The 13,406-nt window shown below is 61.7% G+C and carries 11 protein-coding genes; 3 read left to right on the top strand and 8 right to left on the bottom strand.

All coding sequences use genetic code 11. The annotated features are described in order from the left end of the window. Positions 1-86: 86 nt before the first annotated feature. The 7 genes from BGC09_RS12625 to BGC09_RS12595 form a co-directional block, all read right to left on the bottom strand. Positions 87-2,510, bottom strand: coding sequence for a xanthine dehydrogenase family protein molybdopterin-binding subunit (locus BGC09_RS12625; RefSeq protein WP_069804350.1), 2,424 nt, complete (start codon positions 2,508-2,510; stop codon positions 87-89). Between the two features lie 22 nt (positions 2,511-2,532). Beyond that, complete coding sequence (locus BGC09_RS12620) at positions 2,533-3,051, bottom strand: (2Fe-2S)-binding protein (RefSeq protein WP_069804349.1); 519 nt, start codon at positions 3,049-3,051, stop codon at positions 2,533-2,535. After that, positions 3,048-3,929, bottom strand: coding sequence for an FAD binding domain-containing protein (locus BGC09_RS12615; protein WP_069804348.1), 882 nt, complete (start codon positions 3,927-3,929; stop codon positions 3,048-3,050). Before BGC09_RS12615 ends, BGC09_RS12620 begins: the two co-directional genes overlap by 4 nt. Before the next feature lie 145 nt (positions 3,930-4,074). Next, the gene (locus BGC09_RS12610; protein WP_069804347.1) at positions 4,075-4,488 is read right to left on the bottom strand and encodes a VOC family protein; all 414 of its coding nucleotides are present in this window, start codon (positions 4,486-4,488) and stop codon (positions 4,075-4,077) included. Between the two features lie 170 nt (positions 4,489-4,658). Then, positions 4,659-6,221 carry a PAS domain-containing sensor histidine kinase gene (locus BGC09_RS12605; protein WP_069804346.1) on the bottom strand — a complete coding sequence of 521 codons (1,563 nt, stop codon included), beginning with the start codon at positions 6,219-6,221 and terminating at the stop codon, positions 4,659-4,661. 52 nt (positions 6,222-6,273) lie between these two features. After that, the gene (locus tag BGC09_RS12600; protein ID WP_069804345.1) at positions 6,274-6,903 is read right to left on the bottom strand and encodes a response regulator; all 630 of its coding nucleotides are present in this window, start codon (positions 6,901-6,903) and stop codon (positions 6,274-6,276) included. A 154-nt stretch (positions 6,904-7,057) separates the two neighbouring features. Then, the gene (locus tag BGC09_RS12595) at positions 7,058-7,756 is read right to left on the bottom strand and encodes an NUDIX hydrolase (RefSeq protein WP_069804344.1); all 699 of its coding nucleotides are present in this window, start codon (positions 7,754-7,756) and stop codon (positions 7,058-7,060) included. An 820-nt stretch (positions 7,757-8,576) separates the two neighbouring features. Here BGC09_RS12595 and BGC09_RS12590 point away from each other — a divergent pair. The 3 genes from BGC09_RS12590 to BGC09_RS12580 all read left to right on the top strand — a co-directional run bounded on the left by BGC09_RS12590 (position 8,577) and on the right by BGC09_RS12580 (position 12,366). After that, positions 8,577-10,202: a hypothetical protein gene (locus tag BGC09_RS12590; protein WP_069804343.1), complete on the top strand. Its 1,626-nt coding sequence runs from the start codon at positions 8,577-8,579 to the stop codon at positions 10,200-10,202. Between the two features lie 164 nt (positions 10,203-10,366). Next, on the top strand, positions 10,367-10,879 hold the full coding sequence (locus BGC09_RS12585) for a putative immunity protein (protein WP_069804342.1): 513 nt from the start codon (positions 10,367-10,369) through the stop codon (positions 10,877-10,879). 545 nt (positions 10,880-11,424) lie between these two features. Continuing rightward, complete coding sequence (locus BGC09_RS12580; RefSeq protein ID WP_069804341.1) at positions 11,425-12,366, top strand: class I SAM-dependent methyltransferase; 942 nt, start codon at positions 11,425-11,427, stop codon at positions 12,364-12,366. Positions 12,367-12,507: 141 nt separating this feature from the next. Here BGC09_RS12580 and BGC09_RS12575 read toward each other — a convergent pair whose 3' ends face one another. Beyond that, a complete protein-coding gene (locus tag BGC09_RS12575) occupies positions 12,508-13,392 on the bottom strand; it encodes an ROK family protein (protein WP_069804340.1) in 885 nt (294 codons plus the stop codon). Between the last annotated feature and the right edge of the window lie 14 nt (positions 13,393-13,406).

The following is a 13,406-nucleotide window of genomic DNA, read 5'->3' as shown; positions in this document are numbered from 1 at the left end:
TCAGCGGAACGCTGTGCAGAGCCAGACGAAAGAGGAGGCAGCCGCTCGTTTTGGAGCGGGCTGCCTGCGGTGGTAGGGTCGTCGCCTCAGTTGCTCTGCCCCTGGCGGCGGCTCTGGGCCTCCTTGACCCAGCGGACAATCTTCTCGGGAGTGATCGGCATCTCGTCAATGCTGACCCCGAAGGGTCTGAGGGCATCTTCGATGGCGCTCGTGACCGCTGGCGGCGCCACCATGCGCCCGCCCTCTCCACCACCTTTGACTCCATAGGCAGTGAAGGGCGAGGGTGTCTCTTGATGGTAGACCTCGATGGCAGGCACATCGCTGGCCGAGGGCAAGAGATAGTCGACAAAGGTCGACGTGAGATTCTGCCCATCCGGCCCGTAACGCACCTCTTCTAAGAGCGCCAGCCCGATGCCCTGGGCGATGCCGCCGCGGATCTGGCCCTGCAGCGAACGCGGATTGAGCACGGTGCCAACGTCGTGCACGGCCACATACTTCTTGAAGAGCACCGCGCCCGTCTCGATATCCACCTCGACGGCCACCAGATGGGCGGCGTGCCCCATGATCGGATAGAAGACCCCCAGATCCTTGCGGTCGTCGTGCGGCTTCGTGGTATAGGGATGATCGTAGGTAAAGGTGCCTTCAAGGCCGCTCTCCAGCTCGGGCGGCAGGTCAAGCTTGAACCAGTAGGCGCGCATGCCGATATCAGCCAGGCTGACAGAGGAGGAGGGAACGCCCTTGACGCGCACCTGGCCGCCAACGAGTTCCAGATCGGAGACGCTGGCCTCGAGCATATGAGCGGCAATTTTGAAGATTTTTTCTTTGAGGCGGGCGGCAGCACCATGTACAGCGCCGGCCAGCATGACGGTCATGCGACTGCCACCCGGGCCGGCGCTTGGCAGGGCGTGAGCGGTGCTATCGTAGGTGACGTTGACGTCGCGGGGATCAATGCCCAGCTCTTCGGCCACGACCTGCGCCGCCACGGTCTCGGGACTGTTGCCCCAGAACGGCGAGAACATGGTGACCGTCACTCCTCCGGTTGGGCCAACGCTGATGCGCACGCTTTCCGGGGTTGAGTTGAGGCCCGTGGCTGGCGCGGGGTTGTGAAACCAGAACTCAGTCGAGCTGTAGGTGCTGCGCTGCTGAGCTGTCGCCAGCCCAATGCCCAGATAGCGCCCCTCCTGGCGCGCCCGCGCCTGCTCCTGGCGCCAGGCGTCAAGGTCGAAGTGCTCCAGGGCCAGGTTGAGGACGCCAGGATAGTTACCGCTGTCGTAGACGTTGCCGGTCGGGATCTTGTAGGGGAACTGGTCGGGCTGAATGAAGTTGCGCCGCCGGATCTCGACGCGATCGATCCCCAGCTGCTCGGCGGCAGCATCGACCAGGCGCTCAAGCACCCAGTTGCCAACGTCGGAGCCAGCTCCCCGAAAGACGGTCTGCTGATTTTTGTTGGTCAAGACGGCCTTGATGCCCGTTTCTACGCTGCGAATGGTATAGGGGCCGGTAATCTGCGCCATCATGTTGGTATTGCCGGTAATGGCAAAGATGAAGTAGGCGCCATAGTCGTCGATGGTCCGCAGGCGCAGACTGAGGAACTGGCCATCTTTGGTCACCGCCAGCTCGGCATCGTAGATGCGTTCCGGCCCCTGAGAATCGTTGGCCATCAGGTTGTCCAGGCGATCTTCCATGAACTTGACCGGGCGGCCTGTAACTTTGGTGAGGGCGCCGGCGATGCCGATGACCTTGGCCAGGAAATGCTTGCTGCCAAAGCTGCCCCCGGTGTACATCGGGTAGAAGTTGAGCTTGTGAGGGGGGATCTTGAGCATGCTGGACATGACCCAGGAGGCCGAGTTGAGCATGTTGGTATTCGACCAGATCTCCATCGTGTCTCTGGCCGGGTCGTAAGCGCAGACGGCCCCGTTCGGCTCCAGTGGGGCTGCTGTGGCCCGCGGCCAGCGCAAGCGGCGCCGAATGACATGATCGGCCTGGGCGAAGTCGCCATCAACATCACCGAAGGTAAAAACATGGTCATAGACGACGTTGGTCCCAAGGTTCTCGTGGACGAGCGGCGCGCCGGGCTGCATGGCGCTGAGGGCGTCGGTCACCGCTGGAAGCGGCTCCCAGTCAATTTCAACCAGGTCAAGGGCGTCCTCAGCGATGGCGCGGCTCTCGGCAGCGACAGCGACCACTGCTTCGCCGGCATAGCGCACTTTCTCGACGGCGATGGCGTGTTCGACTACAGGCTCAGCGCAGAAAGCCGGTACAGGACCAATGACTTCGGCGGCCTCCTTGCCCGTGAGCACAGCCTGCACTCCCGGCAGAGCGCGCGCCGCACTGGTGTCGATGGCCCGAATGCGGGCATGAGCATAGGGGCTGCGCAGAACGGCGGCGTGCAGCATGCCTGCGATCTTGAAATCGTTGATATAGGTGACCGTTCCCATGAGCAGGGCAGGATCTTCTCGCCGCTTGAGGTCCTTGCCGATCCAGGCTCGTTCGCTGACGGTGGTGGTCATGGGGCACGCTCCTTTCGTGAGGTCAAGCTGTCGTCCCCGAGGGGGTGGCCGCCTCCGCCTCCTCACGCAGGCGCTGGGCCGCCAGGCGGATGGCCTCGACGATGTGCTGATAGCCCGTGCAACGGCAGAGATTGCCGGAGAGGGCGGAACGGATTTCCTCTTCGCCAGGATCGGGATTCTGCTGAAGTAGCTCATAGGCCGTCATGAGCATACCCGGCGTGCAAAAGCCGCACTGCAGCCCCTGTTTTTCCCAAAAGGCTTCTTGTAGGGGATGCATACGTCCGTGAAGGGCCAGGCCCTCGACGGTCATCACCTCATGGCCATTGGCCTGGACAGCCAGCAACAGGCAGGCCCGCACGCTCTGGCCGTCGAGCAGGACGGTGCAGGCGCCACAGCTGCCGTGCTCGCAGCCGGCGTTGGTACCTGTCAGTTCCAGGTCCTCTCGTAGCATGTCCAGCAAGGTGCGACGTGGCTCGACGAAGAGGCGATGGGGAACTCCGTTGACAGAGACGCGCACTGGGATAAAGTCGTCTTCCATCATGAGTGACTCCTTTCTGCGCGCTGGGCGGCCAGCGCCAAGGCACGCCGGGTCAAGACGCCAGCCAGGTGACGGCGATATTCGGCAGAGCCGTGGATATCCGCGGGCGGCTCCTTGAGTTCATCGACAACGGCTTCCGCGGCGGCCTGCCAGGCCGCATTGTCGGGATGGCGGCCCCGGAGGACGGTTTCAGCGGCGATAGCCTGTAGGGGGGTAGGGGCAACGCTACAGAGAGCCAGGCGAGCCTGGGCGATAGTGCCATCTTCGGCCAGGCAGATGACAGCGGCAACACCGGCCAGGGCGTAATCGCCCTCACGACGCGCGAATTCGAGGAAGGCGCTACCACTGCGGGGCGGCAAGCCAGGAAGGTGCACTTCGGTCAGAATTTCCCCATGCTGCAGAGCCGTCTGAAATGGTCCCTTGAAAAAGGCCGCAGCCGCGACGGTGCGGCTGCCAGTGCTGCTCTGCAGGGTGAAGGCAGCGTCCAGGGCCAGCATCACGGCGGGTAGCTCCGCCGCCGGGTCGGCATGGGCGAGGCTACCACCCAGCGTGCTCCGGTGGCGAATGGCGGGGTGCCCGACGTAGTGGGCGGCTTCGGCCAGGAGGGGCTGCCGGGCTGCTACCAGTGGCTCGCGCTCCAGGGTAGCATCGCGTGTCAGGGCGCCCAGGACCAGGCCACCATTCCGCGGATGAATGAAGGCCAGTGCCTGGATCTCGTTGAGGTCAATGAGGGCCGAGGGCCGCGCCAGACGGAGATTGAGCAAGGGAAGCAGGCTCTGGCCACCAGCCAGAAGACGCGCCTCATCACCCTGCTCGTCGAGCAATTGCGCGGCCTCAGTGATGGTATGTGGGGCAAAATAGCGGAAACGCGCTGGCTTCATGAGCAGTTTCCTTCCTTTCTCGTCTCGGAGTCCTTCAGGTCAGGGGCCGTCAGCCAGAGAGCAGGCGGTAGCCCTGCGATCTCGTTCGGAGCAAGGGCGACTATCCTTGCTGTCTGTTCTGATCATCGCTTCTTCCATTGCTTGCTCAAGAGGGCGATGTCCAGGTGAAGAGTTCGATGACATGGCCATCGGGATCACAGATGTAAAGCTGCATGACGCCATCACCGCGTGGTCGCGGTCCTCCAACAATGGGCACTCCCAGAGCCTGCAGGTGCTGTCTGGCCACCTCCAGGTTCGCGACCTCAAAGGCCAGGTGGGTGACACGCCCGAGGGCCAGCTCCTCGGGCAGATAGCCAGGATGCGTTTCCAAGGCACGCCCGGCAACTTCTTCGCCAATTAGGTGGATCTGAAAATCTCCTCTGGTCAACCAGGCCCCGGGGAAGTCAAAGTTGGGAGGACGAGGAATCTCCTGCATACCCAGTACCTGGCTATAGAACTGGCGCGAACGGTCTACCTCTTTTACCAGCAGAGCTACATGATCGGCTCGACGGATGTCCATCACAGTGCACACTCCTGCCAGGGGACAGCTATAAGGTCACTCCGCGCCGCTGTCGCTTCCTTTCCTAGCGTAGCATCCCGGCAGGGTGGAATACATCGGACAAAGGATGGTCGGAGGGAGAGACTTTCGAGGGAGGGCTTCCTCCCCCAAAAAGGGGAAGGAGGCCGTCCTTAAGTGGCCAGTGGGAGTGTGACGCGGACCAGTGTGCCCTGGGCCGGCACGCTGATGATCTCCAGGATGCCCCCAATCTGACTGGCGCGCTCGCGCATGGAGTGCAGCCCCAGATGGCCGGGAAAGGCGGCAGAGGTATCGAAGCCCTGGCCATCATCGCCTACTTCCAGAACTATCGCCCGTGTCTCTCTGTAAAGAGCCAGCTGACAGCGATGAGCACGCGCATGCTTGACCACGTTGTAGAGAGCCTCTTGAGCAATGCGATAGAGCGCTTCTTTGGTTTCCAGGGGGAGCGCTGGCTCAGCGTCAAGCCGTGTCTCTACGTTTAGCTGGTGCAGGGCTGTAATGGCCGCGGCGCGCCGGGCGAGCGCCTCGACGATGCCGTTGCTCTCCAGGGCTTCGGGATGGAGGGCGAAGATTAGCGAGCGCATCTCTGCATGGGTAGCTCTGGCCAGGGAAAGCACGTAATCAAGGGATTCGCGCGCGTGCGCCTGATCAGCCTCCAGAGCAGCCCGGGCCGCCTGCGCCCCCAAGATGATGCCATAGAGACCCTGAGCAACTGAATCGTGCAGTTCACGCGCCAGGCGTTGACGCTCTTCCAGGGCGGCTTTTTCCTGAGCGGTCAGGAGCAGCCGCGCGTTCTCGACAGCAACGGCTGCTTGATCGGCAATGGCCGAGAAGAAGGCGATCTCGCTCTCATCGGGCGGCGGCCCCGGCGGACAATACACGGTAAAGACGCCCCGGCATTCGCTGCCATAGATCAAGGGAATGCAGACGATGGTCTCCCAGCAGGATGCGCGCAGGAAAGGGTGAACAGGCTCGTAATGGGGGTCGGCCAGTAATGCCTGACGCAGACCGGTCGCCACGACCGTCCGCCGCTCCGCGTAAGCCTGCATGGTAGGGAGGCAGATGCCCTGCTGCACCAGTCGCACCAGGCCGGGGGCATAGCCTGGCGGGAGACCGTAGCTGCCGACCACGCGGAAGAGAGGAGGATCACCGTTGATAAGCGGTACGAGGCAGGCCATGACCCCTGTTGCCTGGACCACGCTCCGGGCTAGGGCGTTGAGCGTGGCTTCCAGCGAGCCGGCTCCAACCAGCGTGCTGGCAAACTGAGCCAGCACTTCAGCTTTGCGTTCAAGCTGGCGCTGGAAGGTGAGGTCACGCATGACGATGATGGTGAACCACTCTCCCTGACTCTCGATGACGCTCTGCTGGCATTCTACTTCCCGTTTCTCTCCACTGGAACGCAGAATGACCGCAGACCAGCGCCCGGCCCGCAGGCTGAAGAGCTGGGCGCTATCGCTTTGCTGCTGGGGGAAGAGGACGCTCAGAGGCTGGCCCTGCAGGCTGCTGGCTTCACGTCCGAAGATCTCGGCGGCAGCCCGATTCCCATAGAGACAGATCTGCTCGGCATTGCTGATCAGGTAACCGTCTGGAGACAGATCCAGCAAAGGCGCGACGATGGTCGGGTCTAACCGACTGAGATGCAAAAGGTGCTGAAGGGGCAGGTGGTTGCCCCCTGCTCTGCGAGAGGTCAGGGCGGGTCGCGAGCTGCTTAACATGGTGGTACCTCCCTTGAGGCGCACCTCCCCGGTGGGATAGACGAGGAAGGTGCTAGGGCGCGGGCATTAAGCCATTGCGCATGGCATACAGGACGGCCTGGGTGCGACTCTGTACGCCGAGCTTGTGGAGAATGTTGCTGACGTGGGTCTTGACTGTCTCTTCGCGCAGACGGAGTGAGCGCGCAATCTCTTTGTTCGACTGGCCCTGGCCGACAAGCTGAAGCACCTGCTTTTCGCGCTCAGTAAGCTTCTCAACCTGGTCCTGCCCGCGCAGCTCGTGCATCAGATGAGTGAGGGCCGAGGGGGCAAGCTGCACCTGGCCAGCGGCTGCTGCGTGCAGGGAGCGACACAGTTCTTCGCCGTCGAGGTCTTTGAGCAGATAGCCAATGGCGCCAGCTCGCATAATTTCGACAATGGTTTTCTCATCGAGCACGCTGGTCAGCCCGAGCACTTCGATCTCGGGCAGCTCTTTGCGAATGGCTGCTGTGGCGGCGATGCCGTCCATGACAGGCATCAGAATGTCCATCAGGACGACATCGGGCATCAGCTGGCGCGCCAGTTCGACGGCCTCGGCGCCGTTCGCTGCCTCACCTACAATTTCGATCTCTGGGTCCATACGGAGAAAGAGGCGCAATCCTTGACGCACTACTTTGTGATCGTCTGCTATCAGGACGCGAATCATTGCGCAGCCTCCTTGATCGATCAGCGGCGACCTCTTTACAGGCAGCATTCCGAAGCAGAGTATACCATACCCAGCAGCGCAGCGAACGGAGTCCCCGCCCCCACCTTCGCTTCGAGCGGTGCCTCCGCCGGACACAGCATCTTGCCCAGGATGGCTAGAGGAGTCCCCGGGCTTTGGCTTGCGCATAGGCCGCTAGTGTGAAGCTATCGGTGATCTCGTTTTCACGGAGCAGACGCTCAAATAGGGGGAGCGGCGTCGGCAGAATCTCTTGAATGGCCTCCCGCCTGTCTGTCTCGCCGTAGGCCGCGACTTCAGCGTAAAAGAGTTCGTCGCACTCCGCCGTCATGCCGGTATTGGGATGGATCTGTCCCAGAGGGACGAGACGTAAAGGTCTTGCCCCTAGCTCTTCTTCCAGCTCTCTATAGGCGCTTTCTTCTCTGGTGCATCCTTGCCAACCAAATCCTCGTGGAATCTCTAGATGCCAGGTGCGCGTGGCATGACGAAAATGACGTAGCAGCAGGACTTTTCCCTGATACATCGGGAGGATCGCGACACCGGGCGTATGCTCTCTCGGCTCCACCAGGCGGAGATAGGTACCGAGCGCGCCATCTGGGAAACGTACCGCATCGCGCAGCACAAGCAGGTATTGATCACGATAGGCGAGGCCTGCCTGCGACCATTCCCTGGCCCTGGCCGGGTCTATTCCTTGCTCGATGAGTGCCGCTTGCATGACGGCCTCGGCCTGAGCAATCGCTTCCTGATCAAGCAGGATTGTAATGGCAGTCCCCTCGGGATTGCTGAAGAGCTGGGGGCGCTCCTGAACCAGTTCGAAGTACTGCTCTGGATTCTTCATCTCGTTCTTGCTCCTGCAAAACCTGGTAAGATCCTCAGTCACTACGTCAGGGAAGGCGCCAGGCCGCACGCAGGAGCTCGGTTCATGAGCAAGCAGGCTTGGCCGCGCCTTCAGCAGATCCACGATGCCCAACACGTTCCAGAGTAGTCCAGCCTTTTCGTCGCTGTCAAGGTGCGCCTCCGGCCAGACCCTCTCTCAGCCGGCTCCGCCTCTATCACCCTGGCTGATCATAGCTTGACGCAGAAGAAGGAAGTATGATACAATTCCCGTATCTCTCTTTGGGCATGTACTCGTGGCCACAGGAGCCAATTCCTTGATTCGCTACGGAGCAAAGGCCCATGATTGCCAGGCAGCGCACGGGCTCCTCTCTGACTCGCAGCCTCCTCGGCGGGCCTTCAGCCAGTTGCGCAGCACGCTGACTCACGCCAGGGTCCTGGGTCACTCGCCGACCTCGTCTCTCCTCCACCAACGGCCCGGTTCCTTTCCACCAGGACACCCCTCCCGGAGACAAGCTTTCGACCTCTCTCCGTCCGGTCTCCTACTGCAAGCCAGGCAACCGCTCCAGGCTTTCCCGTTCCAGGCTCCAGGTCTTCAGCCAGCATGGCAGTCGGTCCCCTGGAGAGTGGCCGGACCGGCAATCCCTTCTCCTGACCTGCGTTATAACCCTGGTAGCAGACAGCCTGACCTCTCCATTGGAGGATGGAGCAAGCAGTAGCGTTTAGGAGTAATCAGAGGGAACTCAGCCTTATCCTTCATCCAAGGAGCGACGCATAGGACAGTAGAGCAGAACGCTACTTCTCTGAGCGAAAGGAGTCTGGCCTTGAATCAGTCTCCCGAATCATCTTTACCACCGAGCCGGGACCAGGCCCAGCCAACGCAGCCCCAGCCAGCGGACAGGATTGGACGCGAAGGCAACGTTGAATTTGAGCGTCTGAACATCGATGAGTTGGAGAATATTCCAGTTGTAGCTCAGGCCCTCGATAATCAGTGGCTTCCGCGCAGCTTGCTTGAGCCAGCGTTTCAGGCGGGGGAAATGACATCGGACCACAAGCAAATTTTAAGACATCACGTGCGCTCGGAGTATATCCGCTTCCTGATCCACAGCGAACAGCTTATTCTTAATCGCGCTTACCTTTATAACTCGTCAGCAGTGACCCAGGATTACGTCGGTCGACGTAATCCGGCGCGCCTGATCTTCGAGGAGTTGCTCGAAAAGGCGGTCATTGTCCCTTTCCTGCTCCACGAGCGCAGTCCGGCAGACCCGCCGCAGTCCTTGCCAGCAGGCCAGGGAGAAGCTTTTGGCGTCACGGCTGCCTTCGAGCAGTGGCGGGAGATCTGCCAGGAGGTACGCCCTCGCTGTCTCCGCCTTTCCTGGGATGATCAGGAGAATGCACGCCGGGCCAGGCGGCTGCTGGTGCATCCCTTTGCCAGTTTCGCCAAGTCCATTACCCAGCATGATCTCGATCTCTGGCTGCAGGACCTCGGCCTGCCAGAAAGCGCCAGGGAGCCTTTTCGCCAGCGCCTGGTCGAGGTCGAACGCTTTTGTCTCGATCTGACCGCCGCCGGCAAGGAGGTGACGCGCGATGCTCTCTATAAGGAGTTTGTGGTCACCGGGCCAAATACGGCAGAGCGGCGCTACGATCGCCGCAAGCCTTTCGCTGCCGAGTTGAAGCAGCTCTTCGATCTGCGCTATAATGCGAATCTGCCTGATGCTCTGGGCAGTTATCTGTTGACGCCCGCCGATAGCCTGCCACGTATCTCCTTGCAGGAGCTGACTGCCCCCCAACGGTTGCCGTTGATCACCGGCGAGGAGATCGTGCAGCACCTGAAGCGCCTGGCCTTTGATCTCGTCCAACAAGGACTGAACCTTCCGTCTCTGCATCTGCTCAGTCTGCAGGATGTGGCCGAGATCCGCCGCATGGATGAATGGCAGCACTACATGCAGCAGCTGCGGACCCTGCTCGCCCAACCTCAGACGTTCGCCGACGGTGGCGCCGCTCATGTGTATGAGAGCTACATGCGCTTGACAAGAAAAATTGCCCATCTGATGCAAGAGAGAAGACAGCATATCCGGCTGAGGGTTTGGTCCCCCATAGTAGTGATCGTCTTTAATATTGCCGGAGCCCTCCTTGAGGTCACGCTGACCAACAACGGCCTGCTCTACTCGCTGATCGGGCAGGTCGCTGGCACTCTGGTGGGAGAGACTGCCTCGGTTGTGGGAACGCTGGTGATCCGCGATGCCGCCCAGCGACGCACCCAGCAGGACCTGAGCATGAGTATCGATTTTATGCGCTGCCGTCTGCGCTCGGCGCACCAGCAATGGCGCGAGATTCAGGGCATGGTCCGCTCCTTGCCGGGCTTTCAGGAGAGCAAGGCTTCGCCAGCCAGGCTTGACGAGGCTGATTCCAACCTGAGTGGATCGGAGAGCGACGCGCGCCCAGGTTAAGTCTCGGGCACATCACGAGGAGACAAACAAATCATCAGCCTCCTCGCCAACTCGCGGTCAGGTTTCCGTCGGGCCGGGCAAAGACCGCTGGCGAGACGGCCCACATGGATCTGGCTCACCTCAGTAGATTCCTGCACACATTTGGCTGGAAAGGAACGAGGGATATGATTTTACCGAAGGAGCGCGATCCGCGCCTGGTGACCATCCGCCGCGGGGGGACGCTCACCGATGAGCATCACCACTTGCTCGCCCTTTGGGCAGCGACCTGCGCTGAGCACGTGCTGCCGCTCTTCGAGTCGGTGCGCGCGGAAGATCTTCGACCGCGTCAGGCCATCGCCTCTGTCCGCGCCTGGGTCCTTGGCGAGATCAAGATGATGGAGGCCCGCGCGGCAGGTGGGCATGCAATGGCAGCAGCCAGAGACCTGCGCGGGGCCGCTCGCTACGCCGCCTATGCCGCTGGTCAGGCTGCCGTTGTTGCCCATGTCGCCGCCCATGCACTGGGCGCCGCCGCCTATGCGATCAAGGCCGCTCAGGCTGCCGCACCGGCGGGCGAGCGCGAGCGCGTTCGGCTGCGTGAGTGCCAATGGCAGCGCGATCAACTGCCCGACGCCATTCGTGAGCTGGTTCTTGACGATCAGCAGGCCCGCAACGCTCTTTGCTGGTTCGTCTTCTCTTGATCTGATCTACAGAAAGCCCCTTGATTGATGCCTATCTGGTGGCCGTGGTGGCTGGTGAGCCAGAAGAGCTGACAACGCCTCCTCTCAGTATCAGCGCTCTAAGGCAGTCTCGGCGCCCGGCCTGGTCGTAGCGCCTCTTATGAGGCCCTATTGAGGAACGGCTCAGCTAAACGGACGGGCAGGCAGGAGACAGACAACGCATTAAGAAACCATAAAAATAAAGGGGAGCGCCTTTTTCCCTCTGCTACACATTGACAGAGACCAGTCTACTTCTCTAGACTCCTGGCAGAGAAGCGTCTCCTGCCAGCTAGTAGGAGATGCCTCTGGCCTGAGAGGGAAACGATCCTGACTTCTCCAGAGGCCCGGCCTGGCTTTCGTTCTGTGGTTGTGGCCTGCTGCTTTTTCTTTTGGGCCGTGCTCCTGGCTGGCGAGTAAGCAGGCAGCTGATTGGCAGGTGGAAGGTATCATAAGAGGGAGGGTACTGAGCAGAGGCAGGAACGTCCTCACAGGAGATCTGACACCCGAAGAGGGGAAAGGAGCTGCCGATGCCCTGGTGGTTCTTCCGTCGCCGCCGCGTTCCAGCCACTGCCGCTGGTCCAACAGGTTCGACTCCGTCCGCGCCTGATCGGCAAACTGGCGAGGGTGCTCTACCGCGCCTGCAGGGCAACCGTCGTTATCTCCAAGAGCAGCCCTACTTGCTGCCTAAAGACCTCGGCGAGGTGAACCGGCTCGACTTCCAGCATTATGTCCTGCGCAGCCTGCTACGCGGCAACTATTTGGCCCCGATTGGTCAGCCGCGCCGTATCCTCGACGTGGGGTGCGGCACAGGTCAGTGGGCCTTTGAGCTGGCCCAGCAATTTCCTCACGCTGAAGTCATCGGCTTCGATCTGGAGCAGGTCAAGGTCACCAGCACGCCTCCAGCGAACTTTCGCTTCGTGCAAGGCGATGCCCTGCAGGGGCTGCCCTTCGAAAGTGGCTCGTTCGATTTTGTTCACCAGCGACTGCTGATTCTGGCTGTGCCTCTGCCCTCGTGGCCAGGGCTGGTGCAGGAGCTGGCGCGCGTCACTGCTCCTGGTGGCTGGGTTGAGCTGGTTGAGACCAGCACTATGCACGATTTCGTACCGGCGGGGCCAGCTACGCGCGCATTCTATCAGCTGGGGAGGCCCCTGGCTGCTCTACGTGGACTGGACGTCGAAGGGGTTGTACTGCGCTCACTGGAGCGCTATCTGGTGGAGGCTGGCCTCATCAATATTCAGCGCCAGCTGGTTGAGGCTCCCGTCGGTGACTGGGGGGGACGGCTTGGCTCCCTATTGGCGCTTGATCTCCGCGAGGCCTCTAAAGCCGTAAGCGGGCCGATCGCCACCCTCTCCCACGTCCCGGAGCAGGAGGTGCTGGATCTGATTGAGCGTGCGAGCCAGGAATGGAACACGCTGCAGACCCGCTGTCCCTTCGTAGTCACCTACGGTCAGAAGCCCGCCAGCAGCTAGGTCAGTCAGCGAGGGCCTGGTCCTGGCCTGGCAGGTGAGCTGGCCGCTTCCGCTGGGACCAGGCTCCCTTGTAGTAGGGAAAGAGCTGCAGAGCTGCGCCCGCCCTTCCAGCAGTCAAGCAGGCAAAGAAAGGCCAGGCCATCAGAGGAAATCAGCGCCTGAGAGAGCGGCGCGCAGGGCACCGTAGGCGGCGGCCTTGTCCCCAAGAAGCGCAGGGACAATCGGCGTCTCGCGCACCGCTGGCGCCCCATAGCGCGCGAGATCCTCGCGCCACCAGGGGGAGAAGAGATCAAACGCCTCACAAAGGCCACCTGTGATGATAATCAGCTCAGGATCAAACAGGCTCGCAATGCTTGCCAGGGCCAGCCCTAGCAGGTGGCCCATCTCTTTGACAAGGGCCAGACAGGCTGGCTGCCCTTGCCGGGCCTGAGCAATTACTTCATACGAGGTCAGAGGCGGGTCAAGCTGCTGGCCGCGAGCAGCCAGGGCGCTGCCCGAAGCCACTAACTCCAGAAAGCCATGATCGGGATCAGGGAGATGAGTGCGATCGAGAGTGAGCCAGCCAAAGGCGCCGGCGCTCCCATGTGCCCCCCTGACCAGCCGCCCCCCCAGCATCAAGGCCCCGCCGACCCCCGTGCCGACACTCACCAGGGCGACCTGCTGGCGTCCGCGCGCCGCTCCCCGCCAGGCTTCACCCAGGAGCGCCAGCTGCGCATCATTGCTCAAGACCACCGCCGCCCCCAGGCGCTGCTCCAACTCCGCAGCCAGCTCGCGCTCATGCAAAAAGGGGAGATTCGGCACCCAGAGGGAGCGGCGCCGGGTGCAGGTACCTGGCAGCCCCAGACCAATGCGCATCACCGGCTCTCCCTGCTGCTGAGCCACCGTTTCAACCAGCTCTACCAGCGTGCTCAGAAACTCCTCATAGCTCGCCGGGGTTCTCATACGGGGCGTCAGAATCACCTCGTCGGTCCCGGTGAGGTAGGCACCCTGGATCTTCGTACCGCCGACATCGATGCCCAGCTCCATTGTCTCTGCAGACC

It is taken from the genome of Thermogemmatispora onikobensis, assembly GCF_001748285.1.
Taxonomy (GTDB): Bacteria; Chloroflexota; Ktedonobacteria; order Ktedonobacterales; family Ktedonobacteraceae; genus Thermogemmatispora; species Thermogemmatispora onikobensis.
The sequence above is the reverse complement of the archived record's forward strand: the minus strand, read 5'-3'. Positions and strand labels throughout refer to the sequence as shown.